The 21,665-nt window shown below is 45.6% G+C and carries 24 protein-coding genes; 19 read left to right on the top strand and 5 right to left on the bottom strand.

Translation table 11 applies throughout. The features are described from left to right. Positions 1 to 139: 139 nt before the first annotated feature. Both AC1DPK_RS21355 and AC1DPK_RS21350 read left to right on the top strand, forming a co-directional pair. Entirely contained in the window at positions 140 to 529 is a 390-nt protein-coding gene (locus AC1DPK_RS21355) for a globin domain-containing protein (RefSeq protein ID WP_076271024.1), read from the top strand. A gap of 4 nt (positions 530 to 533) precedes the next feature. After that, positions 534 to 1,274: a DUF2225 domain-containing protein gene (locus tag AC1DPK_RS21350; RefSeq protein ID WP_477511562.1), complete on the top strand. Its 741-nt coding sequence runs from the start codon at positions 534 to 536 to the stop codon at positions 1,272 to 1,274. On the opposite strand, the gene AC1DPK_RS21345 is transcribed toward AC1DPK_RS21350, so the two are convergent. Both AC1DPK_RS21345 and AC1DPK_RS21340 read right to left on the bottom strand, forming a co-directional pair. Continuing rightward, the gene (locus AC1DPK_RS21345; RefSeq protein WP_441879317.1) at positions 1,271 to 1,513 is read right to left on the bottom strand and encodes a hypothetical protein; all 243 of its coding nucleotides are present in this window, start codon (positions 1,511 to 1,513) and stop codon (positions 1,271 to 1,273) included. The two genes, AC1DPK_RS21350 and AC1DPK_RS21345, sit on opposite strands and share 4 nt — an antisense overlap. After that, a complete protein-coding gene (locus tag AC1DPK_RS21340; protein ID WP_076271027.1) occupies positions 1,510 to 1,674 on the bottom strand; it encodes a YycC family protein in 165 nt (54 codons plus the stop codon). The genes AC1DPK_RS21345 and AC1DPK_RS21340 overlap by 4 nt, the downstream gene beginning before the upstream one ends. 112 nt (positions 1,675 to 1,786) lie before the next feature. Here AC1DPK_RS21340 and AC1DPK_RS21335 point away from each other — a divergent pair, with 112 nt between their 5' ends. The 15 genes from AC1DPK_RS21335 to AC1DPK_RS21265 all read left to right on the top strand — a co-directional run bounded on the left by AC1DPK_RS21335 (position 1,787) and on the right by AC1DPK_RS21265 (position 17,375). Next, positions 1,787 to 3,571: a M3 family oligoendopeptidase gene (locus AC1DPK_RS21335; protein ID WP_477511561.1), complete on the top strand. Its 1,785-nt coding sequence runs from the start codon at positions 1,787 to 1,789 to the stop codon at positions 3,569 to 3,571. A 225-nt stretch (positions 3,572 to 3,796) separates the two neighbouring features. Then, positions 3,797 to 4,681, top strand: a complete 885-nt coding sequence (locus AC1DPK_RS21330) for an NAD(P)-dependent oxidoreductase (RefSeq protein ID WP_477511560.1) — start codon at positions 3,797 to 3,799, stop codon at positions 4,679 to 4,681. Between the two features lie 125 nt (positions 4,682 to 4,806). Next, positions 4,807 to 5,442, top strand: coding sequence for a CBS domain-containing protein (locus AC1DPK_RS21325; protein WP_076271030.1), 636 nt, complete (start codon positions 4,807 to 4,809; stop codon positions 5,440 to 5,442). After that, positions 5,439 to 6,239: a pyruvate, water dikinase regulatory protein gene (locus AC1DPK_RS21320; RefSeq protein ID WP_076271031.1), complete on the top strand. Its 801-nt coding sequence runs from the start codon at positions 5,439 to 5,441 to the stop codon at positions 6,237 to 6,239. Before AC1DPK_RS21325 ends, AC1DPK_RS21320 begins: the two co-directional genes overlap by 4 nt. Positions 6,240 to 6,274: 35 nt before the next feature. After that, positions 6,275 to 6,673 (top strand): nucleoside-diphosphate kinase, encoded by a 399-nt coding sequence (gene ndk / locus AC1DPK_RS21315; RefSeq protein WP_076271032.1) that lies wholly within the window; start codon positions 6,275 to 6,277, stop codon positions 6,671 to 6,673. Between the two features lie 181 nt (positions 6,674 to 6,854). After that, positions 6,855 to 8,030 (top strand): P-loop NTPase family protein, encoded by a 1,176-nt coding sequence (locus AC1DPK_RS21310; protein WP_477511559.1) that lies wholly within the window; start codon positions 6,855 to 6,857, stop codon positions 8,028 to 8,030. Continuing rightward, a complete protein-coding gene (locus AC1DPK_RS21305; protein ID WP_477511601.1) occupies positions 8,020 to 9,255 on the top strand; it encodes a CpaF family protein in 1,236 nt (411 codons plus the stop codon). The genes AC1DPK_RS21310 and AC1DPK_RS21305 overlap by 11 nt, the downstream gene beginning before the upstream one ends. Beyond that, positions 9,252 to 10,124, top strand: a complete 873-nt coding sequence (locus AC1DPK_RS21300) for a type II secretion system F family protein (protein ID WP_477511558.1) — start codon at positions 9,252 to 9,254, stop codon at positions 10,122 to 10,124. The genes AC1DPK_RS21305 and AC1DPK_RS21300 overlap by 4 nt, the downstream gene beginning before the upstream one ends. Before the next feature lie 18 nt (positions 10,125 to 10,142). Continuing rightward, a complete protein-coding gene (locus AC1DPK_RS21295) occupies positions 10,143 to 11,027 on the top strand; it encodes a type II secretion system F family protein (protein WP_477511557.1) in 885 nt (294 codons plus the stop codon). Positions 11,028 to 11,052: 25 nt separating this feature from the next. Then, positions 11,053 to 11,238 (top strand): Flp1 family type IVb pilin, encoded by a 186-nt coding sequence (locus AC1DPK_RS21290; protein WP_441879304.1) that lies wholly within the window; start codon positions 11,053 to 11,055, stop codon positions 11,236 to 11,238. A gap of 12 nt (positions 11,239 to 11,250) precedes the next feature. Beyond that, on the top strand, positions 11,251 to 11,976 hold the full coding sequence (locus AC1DPK_RS21285) for a TadE/TadG family type IV pilus assembly protein (RefSeq protein WP_477511556.1): 726 nt from the start codon (positions 11,251 to 11,253) through the stop codon (positions 11,974 to 11,976). A 51-nt stretch (positions 11,977 to 12,027) separates the two neighbouring features. Next, entirely contained in the window at positions 12,028 to 14,292 is a 2,265-nt protein-coding gene (locus tag AC1DPK_RS21280) for a hypothetical protein (protein WP_477511555.1), read from the top strand. Continuing rightward, entirely contained in the window at positions 14,258 to 15,229 is a 972-nt protein-coding gene (locus tag AC1DPK_RS21275; RefSeq protein WP_477511554.1) for a TadE/TadG family type IV pilus assembly protein, read from the top strand. The genes AC1DPK_RS21280 and AC1DPK_RS21275 overlap by 35 nt, the downstream gene beginning before the upstream one ends. A gap of 33 nt (positions 15,230 to 15,262) precedes the next feature. Beyond that, positions 15,263 to 15,775 (top strand): A24 family peptidase, encoded by a 513-nt coding sequence (locus AC1DPK_RS21270; RefSeq protein WP_477511553.1) that lies wholly within the window; start codon positions 15,263 to 15,265, stop codon positions 15,773 to 15,775. Positions 15,776 to 15,806: 31 nt separating this feature from the next. Further along, complete coding sequence (locus tag AC1DPK_RS21265; protein WP_477511552.1) at positions 15,807 to 17,375, top strand: DUF6382 domain-containing protein; 1,569 nt, start codon at positions 15,807 to 15,809, stop codon at positions 17,373 to 17,375. Positions 17,376 to 17,384: 9 nt separating this feature from the next. Here the strand turns inward: AC1DPK_RS21265 and AC1DPK_RS21260 are convergent, their stop codons facing one another. The 3 genes from AC1DPK_RS21260 to AC1DPK_RS21250 form a co-directional block, all read right to left on the bottom strand. After that, positions 17,385 to 18,287 carry a TIGR01777 family oxidoreductase gene (locus AC1DPK_RS21260; RefSeq protein ID WP_477511551.1) on the bottom strand — a complete coding sequence of 301 codons (903 nt, stop codon included), beginning with the start codon at positions 18,285 to 18,287 and terminating at the stop codon, positions 17,385 to 17,387. 43 nt (positions 18,288 to 18,330) lie between these two features. Further along, positions 18,331 to 18,816, bottom strand: coding sequence for a hypothetical protein (locus AC1DPK_RS21255; RefSeq protein ID WP_339207515.1), 486 nt, complete (start codon positions 18,814 to 18,816; stop codon positions 18,331 to 18,333). A gap of 156 nt (positions 18,817 to 18,972) precedes the next feature. Continuing rightward, on the bottom strand, positions 18,973 to 19,410 hold the full coding sequence (locus tag AC1DPK_RS21250) for a DUF2621 domain-containing protein (protein ID WP_076271042.1): 438 nt from the start codon (positions 19,408 to 19,410) through the stop codon (positions 18,973 to 18,975). Between the two features lie 101 nt (positions 19,411 to 19,511). Between AC1DPK_RS21250 and AC1DPK_RS21245 the strand changes: the two genes are divergently transcribed. After that, on the top strand, positions 19,512 to 20,642 hold the full coding sequence (locus AC1DPK_RS21245) for a deoxyribonuclease IV (RefSeq protein ID WP_477511550.1): 1,131 nt from the start codon (positions 19,512 to 19,514) through the stop codon (positions 20,640 to 20,642). Positions 20,643 to 20,694: 52 nt separating this feature from the next. Continuing rightward, positions 20,695 to 21,597: a formyltetrahydrofolate deformylase gene (gene purU, locus AC1DPK_RS21240; protein WP_339207517.1), complete on the top strand. Its 903-nt coding sequence runs from the start codon at positions 20,695 to 20,697 to the stop codon at positions 21,595 to 21,597. Positions 21,598 to 21,665 lie beyond the last annotated feature (68 nt).

Raw genomic sequence — 21,665 nt, 5'->3', positions numbered from 1 at the left:
GAGGACTATGAAGGTTGATGGGTAATACGCACTATATGATGAGCCCCGGATAAGCATCCMGCGGGCTTTTTTTTGTTAAGTCCGTACTTTTATTTGTGATATAATACTAAATACCTACACAATGGAGATGAATTTGACGATGAATAGGAATATAAGCCTTTATGAGGCTTTAGGTGGATCTGAGACTTTAAGGCTGATTGTTAACTCTTTTTATCCTAAGGTACAAGCCCATCCGTTAATTGGGCCTTTGTTCCCGCAAGATATTGATCCTGTTATAGAAAAACAATATTTATTTTTGACGCAATTTTTTGGCGGGCCTTCTTTATATTCTGATGAATATGGACATCCAATGATGAGAGCAAGACATATGCATTTTCCAATAACCCCTGAACATGCTGGCGCATGGCTTGACTGCATGCAAAGAGCATTGCAAGAGGTAGGCATAAATGACGAGCTGCAAGAGATCGTTATCAACAGACTATCCGGACCTGCACACCACTTTGTAAACACATCTGAAGAGGAGACGTGATTGTATGGAACCGCTCTACCTATCCAAAATCATATGCATTTGCTGTGAAAAGACTTTTATGACTTCGCGCGTTAGACCAAGCTTCAAAAGAGCAGCTAGAATGGACTCTGACTTTTGCGGATATTATAAAACGGACGTAAACCCTGATTATTATGTTGTACGGGTTTGTCCTAATTGCGGCTTTGCCTCAACTGAGAACGGGATGGAGCGGTTGAATGATCGGCAAAAAAAGAAATATCATGATGAAATCGGAATGCATTGGAACAATCAAGATTATGGCGGGGAGCGCGATCTGAAGAAGGCGATGGCCAGCTACAAGCTAGCGCTTTTATCAGCCCAAGCCATTGACGAGAAGGATCGCGTGCTTGCTGGTATTTTGCATCACATTGCTTGGCTGTATCGTTATGAAGACAATCAGAAAGACGAGAAACGATTTCTTACGTTTGCACTTCAAGCCTATATTCGTGTATATGAGGCAGAGGGTGTTGCGCTTAACAATGCGAAGCTAATGTTTTTAATAGGGGAGCTGAATCGTCGTATCGGAGAATTAAACGATGCTGTACGTTGGTTTTCCCGCGTGGTGAATGATAAAAAAATCGTGGATGCTGCAATGATTCGTGCGAGCCGCGAACAGTGGCAGCTTATACGCGAGGAGATGGAAGCCAGATCGAAACATGCATCCGGCAACACTTCTCCTGACGATGGCACAGATTTATTGAAGCAGTCGGTCTCTTCTTCCGCTTAGCGGAGCGCCTTTTTTAGAACACGGTTTGTCAGCAAATAATCGCGGTCTGCATCAACAATAGTCACTTTATTATGGCAGCAAGGGAAAACGAGCAATCGTTTCGTACCGTCTTGTATGTCTTGGAGCTCTTCTGGTTTTATTGGAAGCAGCACGTTTTCTGCATGGCAGAAGGGACAGCTCGATACATAAAGGTCGCCCATAATAATGTCATAAGGCCATGCTTTTTCGAACGGAATCATGATTTGTTTTCGCTCTCAGGTGCAGCGTTAGGCTTAGCAAGCTCGGCGAGCTTTTGCAATAATATATGGCGCGGCATATGCATTAAGTGCTCTATTGGGACGCCAAGCTGCTCGGAAAGCTTAACAGCTGTATCAGCAGAAATCTGCAACGGTTTAGACATGGTGTAATTCCTCCAATCTGGATATAATTAAGTTATACACTGCCGAGAAGGTTTGCGCAAATAAAAACGCGGCCGCATCTTGGCTTTTTTTATGGAAGAGAGGATGAGAGCAATGAATACGGGATATCCGCAAAGTTGGGATTTAGAAGTTTTTTATGAGGGTGGCTCAAGCTCAGCAGCGTTCTTGCAGGAGCTGAAGGGCATGGATGAGGACATTGAGAAGCTCGATGCCGCACTTTTAACGGAAGCAAGCATTGGAGCTTCTGAAATTGCGGCGATGACGGAGCTGCTGCAAAGCATCATCATTAGGCTGCGTGAAACAGAGTCGTTTGTTTCATGCTTGTTGGCTCAGAATATGCGAGACACAGCCGCGAACTCACAAAGCGATCGCGTAAAGACGCTTGCTGCGAAGTTTCTAGGGGTGCTTACCCGCTTTGACAACGTACTGCGAGGTCTTGATGATAGTGAATGGGAAAAGCTGCTGACGCACCCACAGCTCGCTGAGGTAGCGTTCAGCCTAACTGAACGCCGCGAGCTTGCAAAGCAGAAAATGGCTCCTGAGCTGGAAGCGTTGGCTGGAGATTTAGCGGTAGACGGTTACCATGGCTGGGGCGATTATTACAACGTCATTGTATCCAGAGCGAAATTTAACGATGTAGGAAAAGACGGGGAGAAAAAAGTTTTATCCGCTGGTCAAATGCATAACCGCTTATCCGATGGAGACCGCAATGTTCGGAAGGCTGCATTCACAGAGTGGGAGAGGGAATGGGCAGAGCAGGCGGATTTATGTGCAGAGACGTTAAACCGAATTTCAGGCTTTCGTTTAAAGCTGTACGACAAGCGCGGCTGGGATTCGGTGCTGCAGGAGCCGCTGCAAATGAACCGGATGAGCGAAGCTACACTGCAAGCGATGTGGTCTGCAATCCAAGAAAGCAAACAGGTGCTAGTTCGTTATTTAGATCGTAAAGCGAAGCTGCTTGGTGTGGAGAAGCTGGACTGGCATGATGTAGAAGCGCCAATCGGAGCTGCGACAAAAACAATTCCTTATGACGAAGCGGCAGCTTTTATAATCGAGCAGTTCAAGACGTTTAGTCCCGATCTGGCGGAATTCTCGGAGCTTGCCTTCAAAGATGGCTGGATTGAGGCTGAGGATCGTCCAGGGAAGCGTCCAGGCGGCTTCTGCACCGCTTTTCCAAAGAGTGGTCAAACTCGTGTATTCATGACGTATTCAGGTACGGCTTCGAATATTTCGACGCTTGCGCATGAGCTGGGTCATGCTTACCATCAGCATGTCATGAACGATCTGCCAGCGTTGTCGCAAGAATATGCGATGAATGTAGCTGAGACCGCTTCGACGTTTGCAGAGCTGATCGTTTCGGATCAAGCACTTAAAACAGCAACGGAGGACGAGGAGAAGCTTGGATTGCTTGAAGATAAAATTCAGCGGTCTGTTGCATTTTTTATGAACATTCATGCGCGCTTTTTATTCGAGACTCGTTTCTATGCGCGTCGCAGCGAAGGTTTAGTATCCGTTGAAGAGCTTAATTCCTTAATGGAAGATGCACAGCGGGAAGCTTATTGCGATACGCTAGGTGAGGTGCATCCTCATTTCTGGGCATCGAAGCTACATTTTTACTTAACGGATGTTCCTTTCTACAACTTCCCTTATACATTCGGCTATCTATTCAGCGCGGGTATTTATGCAAGGGCACTGAAGGAAGGTTCAGATTTCAAAGACAAGTATGTTGCATTGCTTCGTGACACTGGCCGCATGACCGTAGAGCAGCTTGCAAAAGAGCATCTTGGCGTAAATGTGGAAGAGATGGACTTCTGGCGCGAGGCGGTTGCATTGACAGCTGTTGATGTAGATCAGTTCATCGAAATGACAAACAAGTAAAGCGCTTCTTCAGAAGTGCTGTAGTAGCATTAGCAGTAGCCGTAGGCATGGGAAACCATTGGTCTACGGCTTTTTTTATATGGAATTGGGATGGATAGTATTCTAGCTACTGCAAAAACTTCTGTAAAACAGGAGTGCATTTCTTTGATTTGCGGGAAGCGAGGCAGATTATATTATAATAAGATTATGTTCGATTATTGAGAAACACAGAGAGGCGGAATGAAATTGAAAGAGCAAGCAAACAAAAAAGTTGTCGGATTTATTGGAACGGGTATTATGGGCGCAAGCATGGCGGGCCATTTGCTTGATCACGGATATGAAGTGAATGTGTTTAACCGAACGAAATCAAGAGCAGACCTCTTGGTATCAAAGGGGGCTGTTTGGCAGGATTCGCCGAAGTTGGTTGCGGAGCAATCGGATATTATTATTACGATGCTAGGTTATCCGGCCGACGTGGAAGAGGTTTATTTTGGAGCTGATGGTTTATTGCAAAATGCTAGGTCCAGTGCAGTGCTTATTGATATGACTACCTCAAGTCCTGCTCTTGCCAAACGCATAGAAGCAGAGGCTGGCACAAGAGGGCTTATGGCGCTGGATGCCCCAGTCTCTGGCGGCGATGTAGGCGCGAAGGAGGCTAGACTGTCAATCATGGTTGGAGGCTCGGAGCAAGCCTATGATGCGATATTGCCATTATTTATGCTCATAGGTAAAAACATCGTTCATCAAGGTGAAGCAGGGGCGGGTCAATTCACTAAGATGTGTAATCAAATCGCGATTGCATCCAATATGATTGGCGTGAGCGAAGCTCTTGCCTATGCCAAAAAAGCGGGGCTCGAACCTAGCAAAGTATTGAAAAGCATTGAAGCCGGTGCTGCGGGAAGCTGGTCCTTGTCCAATCTAGGACAACGCATTATCAATGGAGATTTTGCTCCGGGCTTTTACGTAAAACATTTTGTGAAAGATATTAAAATCGCCATCGAGTCAGCTGATGAGATGGGTCTTCCTTTGCCAGGACTAGCGTTAGCTCGTTCTTTATATGAGCAACTTATTTCACTTGGTGAAGAAAATAGCGGTACACAAGCGTTATATAAAGTTATTTTTAACGAGTAGGACGACCATATATTGTACATTAATTATTAATATGATATATTATTTTTAAATAATAGTACTATATAATACAAGTATGACTCATATAGAGGACGGGGGAGAGTGCGATTCAATTATCTTCGCGGCAATTGGAGCTTCTTGAGCTTGTGAAGAGGCATGCGCCGATTACAGGTGAGCAGTTGGCAGAATCTCTAGGTGTCAGCAGGCCCACACTACGCTCGGACTTATCACTTCTCGTCATGCTTGGATTGCTTGATGCGAAGCCCAAAGTTGGTTATTTTCTAGGCAACACCTATCGCTCAAGCAGCGAGCCTTTGCAGCAATTGAACAATATGAAGGTGAGAGAAGTACAAGGTGTTCCCGTTAATGTTCCGGACTCGTTGTCCGTGCATGACGCTGTTATTACGTTATTTACTGAAAATGCAGATACTCTTCTGATCGTTAATGAGCAGAAACGTTTTGTAGGAATCGTAACACCGAAGGATTTGCTGAAAATAACGCTTGGCAACGCTGGTGCTGCATCTATTCCTATCAGTATGGTGATGACCCGTTATCCTAATATTGTGACGCTAATGCCCGACGAATCTGTGATGGAAGCGATTCGCAAAATGTCGCTTCATCAAGTAGATTGTTTACCAGTTATCATTCCGCGCGAGGATCAGGTGACTGATCCAGAGGTTACTGGCTGGGTATCGAAGTCGAACATTATACGTCTTATGGCGGACATCGCGATGGATGGGAAATTGGGGGAGCCAGAGTTATGAAACAGCAGATCATTTATGTATGCTCCGATGCTGTTGGAGAAACGGCGGAAGCAGTTGCAAAGGCGACTTTACGTCAATTCTCCTCAGAACAAGTGAAAATAAAGCGTTACGGCCATATTAAATCCGAGGATGAAATTATTCGTATCGTGGCTGAGGCCGCTAGTACTGGCGGTTTTATAAGCTACACGCTCGTCCAGCCGGAGCTTCGGGAGCAAATGAAGGAAGAGGCTTTTAGAGCTGGAGTTAGAGCTGTTGATGTCATGGGACCGATGATGCAAGCATACGTTGATACGTTTGGGAGTTTCCCGAAGCGTGAGCCGGGGCTGCTGCACTCCATTGACGATGCTTACCATCGCCGGATGGATGCTATTGAGTTCGCTGTGAAATATGATGACGGCAAGGATGCTCGAGGATTTGTACAAGCGCAGGTCGTCCTGATTGGCGTATCTCGAACGTCGAAGACGCCGCTGAGCATCTTTTTGTCCCATAAAGGAATTAAGACGGCTAACCTGCCGTTAATGCCCGAGGTTAATCCTCCCGAAGAATTGAAGCCTGCACCTGGCAGGCTCATTATAGGTTTAACGATGCAAGCTGAGCATCTTCTGGAGATCCGCTCTGAACGGCTTAAGACGCTGGGACTTCCGGCATCTGCGCAGTATGCGACAACCGAGCGTATTCAAGAAGAGCTTGATTATGCAGAGTCCGTCATGAAATCATTGAATTGTCCTGTTATAGATGTTACAAATCGTGCTATTGAAGAGACTGCAGGTATTATTACTGAATGGCTTAACAAATAAATGGCTATACCGATAGAGACAAAGGGGGATTCAACATGGATAAAACGTTTGTAATGGTAAAGCCAGATGGTTACGCGCGTGGTTTAGTAGGTCGTATTGTTGCTCGATTTGAAGAGAAGGGCTTTAAACTAGTAGATGCAAGGGTAATGCGCCTTTCAAGAGAGCAAGCCGAGACACATTATGAGCATTTGCGCTCAAAAGTGTTTTTTGACGAGTTGGTCGATTTTATCGTTTCGGGGCCTGTATTTGCTATGATATGGGAAGGCAAAGACGCTATTAAAAACGCAAGGAGTCTTATTGGCGCAACGAATCCATCTGAAGCCCTTGCAGGTACAATCCGTGGAGATTTTGCAATCGATGTAGCTAGCAATATTATTCATGGATCTGACTCTATCGAAAGCGCAGAGCGCGAGATCAAAAACTTTTTCCAATAGTCAACGGAATTGTAAGTTAAAGAAATAAGATAAACAGCAGAAAATTCCTTAGTTGACGAATGGAATATGGGTATGGTAAATTTTAAACAAAGTTAATGATCAAACACGGAAGCACCGTATAAGGACGCAGATATCTGCGCCTTCTACGGTGCTTTTTTTGTGTTTTCTAAGCGGAAGGAAGGTGAAGGGGCTGAATAAATATCAACTTGCTGTGGCGGTAAGAGAGCCGGAATACTTGAAGCGGCTGGCTGATTATATGCAAGGCAGCAAGCTTGGCGAGCAATGGCAGATTATCGCGTTCACGCACGCAGATTCTTGGAAGCTCTATGTGAAGCAAGGCTACAAGATTGACTTAGTGGCTGCTCAGCCTGAGCTGCTTGCAGAAATGGATGCAGAGCAAGCGGGTATTCCTGTAATTGCTCTAGTACTACAGCTGGGAGAGAGCAAGGAGAAGCATGAGCTTTTGCAATATCAACCCATTCCCCAGCTGCTGAAGCGTTTTTCGGAGATTCATTCCCAAGCGATAGGACATGCGGCCTCTTCGTCAGGCGCTTACGAGAGGCCGTCTGGCATGAATATTATATCTGTTTATTCGGCATCGGGGGGAGTTGGGAAGACGGCTTTGGCGCTGCATTTGGTACATGCTGCAAGTGTGCATCAATGTCGTACCTTTTATCTGAACCTTGAGCGGTGGAACTCTTCTGAAGCTTGGCTGCACAACCAGCAATATACAGATGGCCTCAGTGAAGGAGGGGTGAGAGAGGAGGGGTTGTCAGAACTGCTTTATGGACTCAAGGCACAGCCGGGGCAGTCGGTCAATTGGCTTATGGAGCATCGAAAACGGGATTCGCAGCTTAAGGGTGATTATTTAGCCCCGTGCACCAATTTGGAGGATAGATTGACGCTTAATGAGGAAGATGCGGCGGGAATAGTGAGTACGATTGCTCGAAGCGGGCAGTATGATCTCATTATTGTTGATTTGGAGGGCGGTCTGGATGAGCTGCACCTTGCTATTTTTGAACGATCAAATCATGTGCTTTGGGTTGCAAGCGATAATCCGTCTGTGAGGGATAAACAAAAAATGGCCCTGCGTTATGGAGCGCAAAAGTGGAGTGATCGCTTTAGCTCTTTGTCCAATAAATTCAAATGCGTAAAAAACCATGTGGTTAATCCGAAGCAAACCGTTCATAACGAGATTGATGGCATGGCATGCGCTAAGGTGGGGCTGCCGGAAATTCCAGAATGGCGAGGAGCAAGCCATGTTGCTCTGCTGTCATCGCCGTTATACCGAGCAGCTGCAGATCAATTATTCAAGCAGCTTTATATGGAAGGAGGCGGATCAATTGCTGAGCGATGAAACGGTGCTTGAGCTGCGCAACAAGGTACGAGCCAAAATTGATTTTAGCGGATCACTGTCAGATGATAGCCTGATGAGAATAGCAGAAGAAATCGTTTTCGAATGGTGCGATCTTCATCCTCTTACCGCAACCGAGAAAGTGAAGCTTGTACGGAGGCTGTTCCATTCGTTTCGAGGTCTTGATATTTTGCAGCCGCTCATGGAGGATGCCTCCATTAGTGAAATTATGATTAATCATCATGCGGAAATATTTGTGGAACGAAGAGGGCGAATGACACTATTGCCGGTTTCTTTTGAAAGCAGAGAACGGCTCGAGGATCTGATCCAGACTGTTGTTGCGAGTGTGAATCGTGTCGTTAACGAATCTACGCCAATTGTTGACGCCCGTCTGAAGGATGGCTCTAGGGTACATGTTGTATTGCCGCCGGTTGCGCTCAAAGGACCATGCATGACCATTCGGAAGTTCCCAGATCAGCCTCTAACGATGGAGGAGCTAGTAGCCTTCCATTCGCTCTCGCAAGAAGCGGCATCGTTTTTGAAAGAGCTCGTCGGGGCTCAATACAATATGTTTATTAGCGGCGGAACAGGAACAGGCAAAACAACTTTTTTAAATGCATTGTCGCAGTTTATCCAGCCGGATGAGCGGATTGTTACGATCGAGGATTCTGCTGAGCTGCAAATTCGCTCCATTCCTAACTTAGTAGCGATGGAAACGCGCAATGCGAATACGGAGGGGAAAGGGGAGATTACGATTCGCGACCTCATACGTGCCTCGCTTCGGATGCGTCCCAATCGCATTATCGTCGGTGAGGTGCGGGGAGGAGAGGCTCTTGATATGCTGCAGGCATTAAATACCGGCCATGCCGGAAGCATGTCAACGGGCCATAGTAATGGCGCGAAGGATATGATGGCTCGGCTGGAGTCGATGGTGCTAAGTGCAGCAGAATTGCCAGTGATCGTTATTCGCCAGCAAATCGCCTCAGCCATCGATATTGTTATCCATCTATCAAGATTCCGTGATCGCACCCGCAAAGTGACGGAGATATGCGAGGTCATTGGCGTTGAAGATGGAGAAATATTGCTTAATCCACTGTTTATTTTTGAGGAGGAGGGAGAGCGGAATGGCAGAGTGCTTGGCGGGCTAAAACGTACAGCGAATCCGGTAATGAGAATGGACAAATTGACGCTTGCTGGGAAAAGAACGGTCGAAGGAGTGGCGATATGAACAATTCAAGCGGCGTGAATAAAAGCAGCAGCCTTCATCGTCAGCATGGGGGACGGATAGAGAGAATGCTCTTATGGTGCGGCTGGGAAAGCGATGCGACGCTAGCGAATCTTCGAGCTGGCCGAACCCTTACCAATTATGAACAATACCCACTTAAACGAAACCAGTTTATCACTACGTCCTTAATCGCAGCTGTGATTTTCTATGGTGCTGTCTTTTTATTTTATCATTCTGTGTTCCTTTCATTTGCAGCGGCAAGCTTCGGTATACTCGCTCCTAGAATTAGACGAAAATTTCTTCTGGAACAGCGCAAGGAGAGACTGAAGCTGCAATTTAAAGAAGCTTTATTTTCACTGACATCCTCGCTTGCAGCAGGGCGCTCTCTTGAAAATGCATTTTTATCTACTCACGATGATTTGAAGCTAATTTACCCTGATGCTCGAACGGAGCTGCTGCTGGAGTTTCAAATCATTCACTTTCGTCTAGATAACGGCGAGCCCTTAGAATATGCGCTGCGCAACTTTGCTAATCGTGCAGGAATTGATGAGATTACTCAGTTCGTTGATGCATTAGCTGCTTGCAAGCGCTCTGGAGGAGATTTGCTTGAGGTGATGAAACAAACCTCGATCATCATTGGAGAGAAACTAGAAATTGAGCAGGAAATTGCAGTTATGGTTGCTCAAAAAAAATTCGAAGGTCGAATTATGATGGCGGTGCCTTTTGTTTTTTTAGCGTTTTTAAGCTTAGCTGCACCCGACTATATGGCTCCTTTATATGGAGGAATCGGATATTTGCTATTGACGGGAGCGCTGCTGCTTTTGCTTCTCTGCTTTTGGTTGATGGCAAAGATGATGAGTATCCGAATGTAAGATGAAAGGGGACAAAGCATGCTCGCGGCAATTGCACCGGTTACTTTAACGGTGATTTGGGTGTACTTGGCAGGAAAAGGAGCATTGTATGCCATATGGCGTCAGCTAATGGGTAGAAAACAAACGAATGACCAAACGCGGCAGCAGCTTATGCAGCTAAGTTTGATTGACCCTTTTATGCGTGTGATAGAACGGTTCAAGCTTTTTGATACGCTGCATCTGCCTATGGGCAGCTACCATATGAAGCTCCTCTTATTGAAGGATAGCAGCTGGTCAATCGAGCGGACAAAAGGTGAAGCAACTGCTGCTCTAGGTACGGGATATGCTGCTTTAACAGGTTGTGCTTGGATGAGTTTACTTGGACAGGAGCCTACACTGTTAGTCATGGGGGTAGTGTTCAGCATCGTGCTAACGATACGCCCTTTCGTAGATGCAAGGCGGCAAGTTGAGGAACGAAAGCAGCAAATCATTATGGAGCTCCCCGTTATGCTCAGCAAGTTAATGCTGCTGGTCGGTGCCGGTGAGACAGTACAGCAAGCGCTAGCAAGATGCTTGGAGGGAAAGGAGGCTACCGAGCATCCTCTCTACAAGGAATGGGGAGAGACGGTATCTATGCTTCGCAACGGTCAATCGTTCAGTACGGTAATGGAGCGGTTTAATAGAAGATGTGCGGTGCAGGAGGTTTCGATCTTTACAACGGTGCTCTTATTGAATTATCGCCGCGGTGGAGAGCATTTTATTCTTGCATTGCGAGAGCTCTCTTACACTTTATGGGAGAAGCGCAAGGCAATCGCTAGATCGCGCGGGGAGCAAGCCTCCTCAAAGCTTGTATTTCCGCTTGTAGGTATTTTGTTAGTACTCATGATTTTGGTAGCTGCACCCGCAGTACTGCTCATGTCTTAACTTAAATTAGGGAGGAAGATGAAGGATGAGAAAAATAAGCCAATCGCTACGTTCATTTTGGAAAGAGGAGGATGGTTTAGGGACGCTTGAAATTATTTTGATTATTGCGGTTGTCATCATTATTGCACTGTTGTTTAAAGACTGGATTATTGAGCTGATTGAGCGCTTGATGGGCAAAGCAGATGACGAGGCGGACAAAATTTTCAGTTAGCGGGTGAGGCTTTTGAACAGATTGCGAATAAATGCAGGGCTGCTTCGCTTGCTTAAGAAGGAGCAAGGCAGCTTTACGCTGGAGTCTACGATCGTATTTCCAATGCTGTTCGGGCTTATATTGTTGTTTATTTTATTTGGAATGTACATGTACGAGAAGGTCATTGTCTATTATGCAGCGTCTTCAACAGCAGAGCGTGCGGCTTTCAGCTGGGATAACAGTAATCGAGATGCAAGAAGTGGCATGCTCAATGAGCCAAGTTATGATGGTTTATATTGGCGTATTGGCGAGGATGGCGTGCTCAGCAGCTTGTTTGGACTGAGAGGAGAAAATGATGCAGCGAAAGTCGTGCTCCCACTTGCAGAGACGGGTGATGGAGAAAAGAATGCTTTAGCTATTCGGAAAATAGAGCAGTCTGCTAGATGGTTGGGACAAGCAGGCCTAACATACGAAGGAGAAATCAGCTATTCAAGCAGCATTCTGAGAAGAGTGATCAAAGTCAAACTGAAGGAGCCTTTATCGGCTGAATCCATTGAGAAAAGCTGGTTGAAGCGTGAACCCAAAAGTGCAGCCTCTTCCACGGTTGTTGATCCAACTGAGTTTATTCGGAGTGTTAATCTCGTACGCTATTATTCATCAAGGTTTGCAAATCGGGCTGGAGGAGCGGGGCAAGCAAAGTCTCAGGCTGGTCAAGTGCTGGATACTTATAAAGGTAAGGGGAAGGCGACAAAGCCATAATGTAGCGGAACAGATAAGGCTTGAAAGGTTCCGATGGAGGTGCAGGCAGCAGTGAGCATAAAAAAAGATTTGAAGCATCGTTATCGGCAGTTTGTTTGCAAGCTTTTCTTTCGAGAAAATGGGGCAGTGACCGTGTTTTCGGTTATTGTTTTATCCTCGCTGCTTTTGTTTTTCTCTTTGCTTATTGATTATGCCCGAATTGCGGCTCTGCATAAGTTAACAGAGGATGCTGTAAGGTCAAGCGTAAGATCTGTACTCTCTGCTTATGATGCTGTTCTATATGAGCGATATGGTTTATTCGGCCGTGGTGGTACAGACGGTCAAATCATATTCGAGGAAATGATGACGGCGAATACAGAAACAGCAGATGACTCGGGTCGATCAGGGATAAAGCTGGTTCGCGCTAAGTCAGATGCTGCCGCACTGCACGCAGCGACGTTTCTAGGCAGCCATAATGTATTCTCAAGACAGGTGCTCGAAGAAATGAAGTATAAGGCGCCAGTAGATTTTACATTGGATCTCGCAGCAAGGTTTGTACCTATGGCAGGTGCAATGAAGGAGGCATCGATTGCAATAAGTTTGCTGGAGAGTATGCGGAAGCTTTATGAGAAACGGGAAATTCATCTAGCGAATGTACTTCAATTGCAAAAGCAGATGGCTTCGACGATAAGTGGAAGCAGTATTTCTATGTTAATTCCTGTCCAGCCAGATGTAGTAGCAATAGAGGGGAATTCTGCTCTGAGCATTGCGGGGGAATACAGCTCATATGCAGCCAAAGTTATATATAATCAATCGTTAACTGCCGGGCAGAAAATAATGTATACAGCTGAAATAGAAGCATACGAGGAGAAAGTGAGAGCTTTTGCTATGGAGCTGCGCAAAGTGAGTGATGAAATACATAGACAGCATGTGAAGCTTCAGGGAGAAGCAATACAGGAGCTGGAAGCTGCAAGAGCATTTAATGACGATATGCTGAGAATTGTTCAACAAGCTAATCAACAGCCTCAGCATAGTGGATATGATACGGTGTCCAAGCATAAGGCAACAAATACTGAACAGCATCAGGTTCCCGCTGATGCTGCTTCCGACATTGAGCAGGTAAGGAAAGCTGCGGATGAGCTTGTAAAGACGGATGGATGGTTCACGGAGTACCGTCAGGAGGTGGAGGCGCAGGGCTCGTCTGCTGCTTCAATCGATATGGAAGCAGGGGCATATCAGTCCAGCAGCCTTGCCTCTATAGTTAAGCCTGTTAAGAGCATAACTGCTGATACATTGCTTGAAAGCGTCACAAGCCTGCGTCTTGCTTATGGGGCATATGAACAGAAATATATTCGACCTGCTAGTATCATCGTTGATCGACAGAAAGCACTCGATCAGGGTCAGATATCGAAACAGCTTAAACAGCAAAAGGAGCAAGCCGGTTCTCTCTGGAATCAGGCACGCAGCTTGCTGCATGGACTGACAAGTATCCCGCAAATGGAAGAACATCAAAAGGTGTTCGAACAGGTACAGCTTCGTTATAACGATAACCTATTATTCAATGAGCAGACTGATGTAGCAATAGAGACTGTCGACATGGAGAAGGCAAGTGATGCGCATATGGCAGCAGAGCAGTCTAATACGCTTATGGGTGGATTGTTCTCAGGTATGGCCGGGATGCTAGAGAAAACGAGAGATTCATTATACTTTGGTGAATACGTTATTCAACGCTTCACTTCTTTTGCTCCTCAGCATTTACGTTCGATGATGACTGGAGGAGAAATTTCAGAGTTGTCACATGCCATTTCATTTCATAATCAGGAAGCGGAATATATTATTTATGGCTTCAACAATCCAGTAGGGAATATAGCTGCTGCATATGGTGAATTATTTGCGGCTCGACTGGCTGTGAGAACGATGGAGGGGCTGCTTGAAAGCAAATCATTAGGCCATCCATTGCTTATCTTATCAGCTGCGCTTATTTATGGATTAGAGAAATCGATCGAGGATATGCTTGCTTTCACTGAACGAGGGTCTGCCCCACTTTCCAAATACATAAAAGTAGAGCTTTCATATACGGATTATTTACGTCTTTTTATACTGATGCATGGTGCCGATGATGGGGCAAGTCTGGCCCGGATGATTGCAGCCATCGAACTAAACAGTGGGACGATTCTCTCTGCAGTCCCGAGCGGAGTGACAGGAGAAGCAGCCGTTTCGATGGAGCTTTGGTTCATACCCGGATTAATTCGGACGCTGGGAGCAGTCGGACTTCTGGAAGGAAAGGTTGTAGGCAACCGTTATGAAACGACACAAACGATGGGCTGGTCTTATTAAATGTCGACGCCTTAAGCAGGAACAAGGTTCGATAGTCGTAGAAGCTGCATTAGTTATGCCTATGGTTATTGTTGTGCTGCTAGTCTTCGTCATGCTCATTCGTTTATGTGCGGTACAGTTGGCACTGCATTCTGCTGCTTCTCAGACCGTAAGGCAAATGGCGGCACATATCTATCCAGTAGAACTTGCTTGGCAGCAGGCATCAGCCGTCGTTCCGCTGCCTTCCAAAGGAAATATTCCTTTATCTTCATGGAGTGAGATTGCCGCAGAAGCGGCTGAATGGCTGCCTTCACCCGCAGGAGCTTTGGTTTCATCTACATTGCGAGGAGATTTTCGTCCGATTCAAAATATGGCCGCTACTGAAATAGGCAGATCTGTTATTCAGCCGTTAATAAGTGAACTTTCTGATGCAGCCATTATTGATCCCCAGAAGATAAGGCTGAGCTGGTTATCGCTTCCGGATCTAAATAAAGAGCATGAGCCGAATCTAGCTATCGAGGTGGAATATGACTTTCCGTTAAAGCTGCCTTTTTACGGTAAACCGATTGTCCTTAAAGAGCAAGCCTCCGAACGTGTTTGGATAAGTGACGCCGCACCAGCAAGATATGGTGAAAACAAAAATGATCAAGAAAACATTCCGATACAAATCGTTTCTATTGAGCCAAATCCGCTCCGACCTGGCAAGAAAGCTGCCGTTACAGTGAAAACGCTGCCGGGTGCTGCGATTTCTTTGGGTGTTACTTATAAAAGCGGCTCAAGCAAAGCGAAACATCTTGGTGAAGCAGTTGCCGATCCAGATGGCTATATCAAATGGACCTGGCATGTATCCGGAAATACAACTCCTGGCACATGGGAGCTTAAAGCTTCAGAGGTGAATAAGGAAAACAATCAAGTGTCGATGCATTTTGTCGTTGAGAAGAGCAGCGATAGAAAGTAAGGAAAGACTTAGCCGCCTTGGAGGGGAGTCGCCATGGAGTTTATTGTAATAGCTGTTGTTGCAGTGTTTTTAATGATTGCTCTCTATACGGATTTAAAGGCTCAAATTATACCGAATTGGCTGACTGTGACTTTTTTCTCCGCTGCATTTATTTATCATACTGCTATCAGCGGTTTGGAAGGAGCTGCAATTGCAGCAGTTGGCGCTTTAACCGGATTTATTCCTTTGCTGCTGCTTCATCTTGCCCGAGGAATAGGTGCTGGCGACGTAAAGCTGTTTGGCGCATTGGGAGCTTGGGTGGGAGTATGGTTGGTGTTGCAGATGATGTTTTATGCCATCTTATATGCTGGTGCAATTGGCGTGTTTCTTGTCATTGTAAATCGTGCATTCGGGAAAAGAATGGCTGCTGATGTAACCGCATTTGTCGTGCCAGTGGCAGGGTATAGGAAGCTTCAGTGGCTGCAATGGGCGGAATCAGGCAAAAAATTTCCGTTTATGTTGGCGGTTGCACCCGCTGCTGTTACCGTATGGTCCATTTTCAGCTAAGTTTTCATGTTACAAGGGGGGAATTTGAGAAATGAAAAGCTTTCGGATTGATTTTGCTATGGATCAGTCGCATGAGATGATTATTGATCGAGAGAGTGGCTTGTATAGAAGCGAACTTGATGAAATTGAGCTTCATATGCTTCATAGCGAACGAATTCCCTATCTGCTGCCTATTGATTGGTTCGAGCTGGATAGCAAGGTTACATTCCGATACAAGCTTTCAGGAATGAGAATGCTTTTGCACAGGCTGCAGCAACAGCAGCTCTCGATGGAGCAATACTACATGCTAATATTAGGCGTTGCGGATGCGTTATTCGAATGCAGGCATTATATGCTGCGGCCAGAGGGCTGTCTGCTTGATGAACAATATATTTTTATTGGAGAAAAGCTTCATGATATACGGCTTGCTTATATTCCAATAATGGAGGGGACTGCTGAACAAACAAAAGGAGCGGGCGATCTCTTGGCGTTAATTGTGCGTTTCACCTCTTATGTAGACCGCATTGATGGGGAAGGATTAAAGCGTGTGCTTCAGCATTTCGGCAAGAGATGGCCTCTTGAAGAGCTGCGGGCGACGCTGTTGGAACTCATAGGGGAAGCTTCATCTTCATCGAACCAGCGATACGAGGCAATAGAGAAGCCGGAGATGCAGCAAGCAGCAAAACCTGCTCCAACGCAAAAAAATCCACTATTAGATTGGCAGCAGCGATCTGAGTTGACGAATAGCGATGAAAAAGGGCGGGTTCAAATACCAAACCCTTCATTGCGTTCATACTCCGCCCCTATAATGGAAGAGTTTAAGGATCATGAATTATTTTCAAAACAGTATGCTGACCCTTTGGATAGGGAAGACGATGAACCGGAAACAAAGAAAAAATGGATCGGAACAGCAATTATTGTCGTAGCACTTGCATGTGTTTGGCGATTTGTTTATTTTGAAGCTGCTGGTAGGCAGAGCTTATTGATCAGCTCGGGCATTTCCTTGCTGTTATTAGCAGCCGTTATGCTAGTTTGGAAAAAGAAAACAAATGACGAAGCAGACTACGACGAATCGGAAAAAATGATAGAAGAGTCATCGTTCCACTCTGGACTATTTCCAGGGCTTAATCGTGCTCATGCAAATGATGATTCTGTCGAGGCGCCAGCTATTAAACCGCCAGAGGATCAGAGCGAATTATTCGAGTCTCAGTCGGCGGCCTCGCTGCATGTTGTTGCAGCAAATCCCGTTTCTCATATAGCAGAACCAACAGTATTGCTAGGAAATAATCAGTCATTGGAGGGTTTAGGTGAATCGTCAGTATGGCTCCAAAGGAGGTGGAAGAGTCAGGAGAACAGGATAGAATTACAAGAAGGAAGCTTTAAAATTGGGCGTTCGGGAGAGCAGGTAAGTTATGCAGAGGGGGCAAGCGGTATATCGCGGCTTCATTTGGAAATTGAAATCTTAGAGGGTGAATATAAAGCGAAAGACTTAGGTTCCCGGAATGGAAGCCTGCTAAATGGACAAATGATGATCCCTTATAAAAGCTATAAGCTATCGATAGGAGATGTCATCCATCTTGCAGGCGAGCAAGGACCAGCGTATGTGCTGAAATCGGAATAAGAAATGAAGCTAACCTTGTCCTACAAGTTCTTCCATTGCACTATTTACCGTTGGATAGCGGAACACAAACCCGTTTTCAAGCGCTCTGCTTGGCAAAGCTCGCTGTCCGTCTAATAGAAGTGTGGACATTTCACCAAATAAAGTTCGCATCACAAAAGCTGGAACCGGGAACCAATGAGGCCGGCCCATTGCTTTGCCAATGGCTCGACCAAATGAATCATTTGTTACAGGTTCAGGTGAAGAAGCATTGATGGGTCCATCAATAAAGTTGTTGTCCAAAATAAATAGGATTAGCCGAATCATATCCTCGAGATGAATCCAAGACAGCCATTGTTTGCCGCTGCCGATCTTACCTCCGCCGAACAAGCGATAAGGCATAGCCATTAAAGGAAAAGCGCCTTCCTTTTTGTCTAGAACAACGCCCACACGAAGCTTAACAAGCCGCTCAGCTGGTATGCTGTCTGCGGCCTGTTCCCATTTCTGAACGACTTCGGATAAAAAATCGGTAACTTTAGTCGGGCTTGATTCATCAAAAATACCGTCTGCTGATATGCCATACGCAGAAATGCCGGATGCATTAATGACAAGCGGCGGCTTGTGCTCGAGCGATTGTACAAGCTTTGAGATGCGGGCGGCTGCTGTTAGTCTTGAGTCCATGACACGCTTCTTGGCAGCTTGATTCCATCTTTGATTAATGGATTCACCTGTGAGATTGACTATGGCATCTATGCCTTCCAGCAAAGCAGGAGCAACTTCGAGTTCATCCCAAGTTAATTGGTTAAACCCAGTGCGATTGGATTGATTTTTAGAACTAGTTCTGGAAATAATCCATACCTCATCATTTCTCTCAAGCAAAGCCTTGGTAAGCGCACTTCCGATAAACCCAGTTCCTCCAGCTATTGCAACCCGCATCCTCGTTCGCTCCTTCAATTCACCCATTACTTCAGTTCATTGATTACTTTATTTCTTCAATTTTAACTAACCAATTTTGTTTGAGGGTCGCTTCACCTTCAATGGCTTTTTCCGAATACTCAAATTTCACTTTAGCATCGTCCGGTAATGCTTCTAACGTGCTTTTTTGGTCATCTGTTACTTGAAGTGCAATTGCACCGGCAGCTGTTTCTATTTCTATAGAGTGCGAGTCGCTTAGACCGCTATAAATACCTTCATTCACTTTGTTTGGCGCTGCTGGATCCTCGATCGTACCGTTATTGTTTGTTGCAGTATCTGTCGGTTCCGGTGAAGAAAGATCAGGATCAATGACACCATTATCTTCTGGCAACTGAGTAATAACTGGTCCGTCGGTTGGACTGCCTTGCTGTTCGTTTCCTGCATTAGTATTGCCACCGCCACATGCGGATGTTGCGAGCATAACAGCGAGAAGAACGGCTCCTGCTGTAGCTGCTTTTTTGTTTCTTCTTCGCTTCGATGAGTTCATCATGAGAACCACCTCCTGTAATTAATAACGAAATAGATGAGTATTAGGTTACATTTTTATATATAACCATAAAATACGAGTATGAAGCATGTATTTAAGGGGGGCATTAATTGATGATTAAATATAAATAAGTTTAAGCCGCACTGATGCGGCTTAAACTTATTTATTAAGTAGATGCTTATAGGGAGTATAGTCGATTCCTTGACGGTCAAGAAAAGTAACAAGACTACGGTAATCACGTTTAGGAGTTGCTCGTATGTAACCTTCGATACAATGCTCGCGCGTAACGGATGATGCGCCATGTTCAATCGCCACTTGACCAATCTTGGCTGCGATAGAATGTTTAGCTATATCACGAAAAGCGCTTGGCACTGGGGAAACAAGCTCGTCCAGCAAACTTTTGGAATCATCATTCCACATGCTGCGACTGCGATCTACCCAGTAGTTTTGCCAATCGAGCTTAGACTTGCCGTCTCGCATCGGAAGCACCTTGAGAAATTTTCGAAACATGAAAAATCCGCCAATCGACATAGCCGCAACCATGACGACCGCCCAAAAAACGATAAAATACATAAACCAGTCGGGGGCAACTTTCATACGTGTCTTTCACCTCAATAATGAATTATACCGTATTCCTAGATTTATTTCGACATTCCTTGTAAAATAAGGTTTGATCAACCGAAAGGGGCGTAATATTTATGTTGAAAATAGGTTCCCATGTATCATTTTCGGACAAGGGGCTGCTCACTGCAGCACAAGAAGCAGTATCGTATGGCTCAAGTACATTTATGATCTACACCGGCGCACCTCAAAATACAAGAAGGAAGCCGATCGATTCGTTATATATTGAAGAAGGAAAAGCGCTTATGGAGCAATCCGGTATTAATGAGATCGTGGTTCACGCGCCTTATATTGTGAATCTTGGCTCATATAAGGATTCTACGTACGAGCTTGCGGTTTCTTTTTTACAAGAAGAAATTCGCCGTACCGATTACATCGGTGTACGTAATATTGTTCTTCATCCAGGTGCCTATACGGACAAGGATGCAGAATATGGCATCGCTCGTATAGCTGAAGGCTTGAATGAAGTGCTTGCAGGCACAAAAGAAACGAATGTTAACATCGCCCTAGAGACGATGGCAGGCAAAGGCACAGAAATTGGCCGCAGCTTCGAAGAGCTTGCGGCGATTATTGACAAAGTTCAGGATAACGAACGGTTAACTGTATGTATGGATACTTGCCACATGCATGATGCTGGTTACGACCTTGTTCATGATCTGGACGGCGTTCTTGAGCAGTTCGATCGTGTTGTTGGATTAAACCGCGTTGCCGTTGTTCACGTGAACGATAGCAAGAACTCACGCGGTGCTGGTAAAGACAGACATGCTCCAGTTGGCGCAGGCTGGCTTGGTCACGATGCCATTCAAAGAATCGTTGAACATGAGGGCCTTAAGGGGCGTCCATTTATACTGGAAACGCCTTGGATTGGCAAGGAAGACAAGACTGAACGTCCGATGTATGAAGCGGAGATCGCTTTGCTGAGCGGCAATGGCAGAGCTCGCTTAGGTGAAAGCTTCTTTGAAGATGTGGAGCGCCTGCATCATTTCTTCGGCAAGCAAGAAATTGATTCCAGAGGTTTTGTACTCTCTACTTGGGATTTGCTAAAAAATGACGCAAAAGCAAAAAAAGCAGATCCGCGCGAGCCGATGGAGCGTCTGTACGATCTTGTAATGGCAGGCGAAGCATTGCCGGCAGGACTAACAGAAGAACAAATCAATCAGCGTATTACGGCTTGGTTTGGCGGCAAAGAGCTGCTTGCTAGACTTTAATTAAAGTTAACATTAATTCATATAGATCATTGCGAAAGGAAGTTTGAAGTCCATGTCATCACCATCCACCCCATCTGAAATAACCGTTGAAGCAGGTGGAAAGAGCGGGCGTGCGCGCATGCTTATTTCTTGTCCGGACCGCCCGGGCATCGTAGCTGCTGTTTCTCATTTCTTATATGAGCACGGGGCTAACATCGTTCAATCGGATCAATATACGATGGACCCGGAAGGCGGAATGTTTTTCATCCGTTTTGAATTTGATCTAGTTGATCTGGACAAGGAGCTTCCACTTCTTATGGAGGACTTCACCAGAGTAGCCGATCGATTTGATATGAAATGGCATACATTCCGTGCCAGCCGCAAGAAACGTCTTGCTGTGTTCGTTTCGAAAGAGGATCACTGCTTGCTAGAGCTGCTTTGGCAGTGGAAGGCAGGGGATCTTGATGCCGACATTTCAATGGTTATAAGCAACCACCCTGATATGCGCGAACTGGTCGAATCCTTTGGCATTCCGTATTACCATATCCCAGTTACAGCGACTACAAAAGAAGAAGCCGAGCGCAAGCAAATGGAAGTTGTTGCAGATAAAGCGGATATCATTGTATTGGCGCGTTACATGCAAATCATTTCGCCTAAGTTCATTGAACAATTTCCAAATCGGATCATTAATATTCACCACTCATTCCTACCCGCTTTCGTTGGGGGCAAGCCTTATGCGCAGGCATATACACGCGGCGTAAAAATTATCGGCGCGACAGCGCATTATGTAACAGAAGAATTAGACGGCGGGCCGATTATCGAGCAGGATGTTCAACGCGTCAGCCACCGTGACAACGTCGATGATTTGAAAAGAATCGGTCGGACAATTGAACGGGTCGTTCTCGCAAGAGCTGTGAAATGGCATATTGAAGATCGTGTAATCGTGCATAATAATAAAACTGTTGTATTCAACTAACTGTATTTTTATGCGAATTATCTATTTTTTTTGATGGAAAACGAGCATGCAGAGTGATACAGTGATAC

Source organism: Paenibacillus sp. 01T424, assembly GCF_056398745.1.
Note: the sequence above shows the minus strand (reverse complement) of the source record. Positions and strands in the feature narration are given on the sequence as shown.

Excerpts from the sequence above, each read along its gene's own strand:
- AC1DPK_RS21245 (WP_477511550.1), top strand. The coding sequence starts at position 19,512 with ATGTTGAAAATAGGTTCCCATGTATCATTTTCGGACAAGGGGCTGCTC.
- AC1DPK_RS21265 (WP_477511552.1), top strand. The coding sequence starts at position 15,807 with ATGAAAAGCTTTCGGATTGATTTTGCTATGGATCAGTCGCATGAGATG.
- AC1DPK_RS21355 (WP_076271024.1), top strand. The coding sequence starts at position 140 with ATGAATAGGAATATAAGCCTTTATGAGGCTTTAGGTGGATCTGAGACT.
- AC1DPK_RS21250 (WP_076271042.1), bottom strand. The coding sequence starts at position 19,410 with ATGAAAGTTGCCCCCGACTGGTTTATGTATTTTATCGTTTTTTGGGCG.
- ndk (WP_076271032.1), top strand. The coding sequence starts at position 6,275 with ATGGATAAAACGTTTGTAATGGTAAAGCCAGATGGTTACGCGCGTGGT.
- AC1DPK_RS21275 (WP_477511554.1), top strand. The coding sequence starts at position 14,258 with ATGAAACGACACAAACGATGGGCTGGTCTTATTAAATGTCGACGCCTT.
- purU (WP_339207517.1), top strand. The coding sequence starts at position 20,695 with ATGTCATCACCATCCACCCCATCTGAAATAACCGTTGAAGCAGGTGGA.
- AC1DPK_RS21295 (WP_477511557.1), top strand. The coding sequence starts at position 10,143 with ATGCTCGCGGCAATTGCACCGGTTACTTTAACGGTGATTTGGGTGTAC.
- AC1DPK_RS21270 (WP_477511553.1), top strand. The coding sequence starts at position 15,263 with ATGGAGTTTATTGTAATAGCTGTTGTTGCAGTGTTTTTAATGATTGCT.
- AC1DPK_RS21345 (WP_441879317.1), bottom strand. The coding sequence starts at position 1,513 with ATGATTCCGTTCGAAAAAGCATGGCCTTATGACATTATTATGGGCGAC.
- AC1DPK_RS21255 (WP_339207515.1), bottom strand. The coding sequence starts at position 18,816 with ATGATGAACTCATCGAAGCGAAGAAGAAACAAAAAAGCAGCTACAGCA.
- AC1DPK_RS21290 (WP_441879304.1), top strand. The coding sequence starts at position 11,053 with ATGAGAAAAATAAGCCAATCGCTACGTTCATTTTGGAAAGAGGAGGAT.
- AC1DPK_RS21350 (WP_477511562.1), top strand. The coding sequence starts at position 534 with ATGGAACCGCTCTACCTATCCAAAATCATATGCATTTGCTGTGAAAAG.
- AC1DPK_RS21340 (WP_076271027.1), bottom strand. The coding sequence starts at position 1,674 with ATGTCTAAACCGTTGCAGATTTCTGCTGATACAGCTGTTAAGCTTTCC.
- AC1DPK_RS21320 (WP_076271031.1), top strand. The coding sequence starts at position 5,439 with ATGAAACAGCAGATCATTTATGTATGCTCCGATGCTGTTGGAGAAACG.
- AC1DPK_RS21300 (WP_477511558.1), top strand. The coding sequence starts at position 9,252 with ATGAACAATTCAAGCGGCGTGAATAAAAGCAGCAGCCTTCATCGTCAG.
- AC1DPK_RS21260 (WP_477511551.1), bottom strand. The coding sequence starts at position 18,287 with ATGCGGGTTGCAATAGCTGGAGGAACTGGGTTTATCGGAAGTGCGCTT.
- AC1DPK_RS21335 (WP_477511561.1), top strand. The coding sequence starts at position 1,787 with ATGAATACGGGATATCCGCAAAGTTGGGATTTAGAAGTTTTTTATGAG.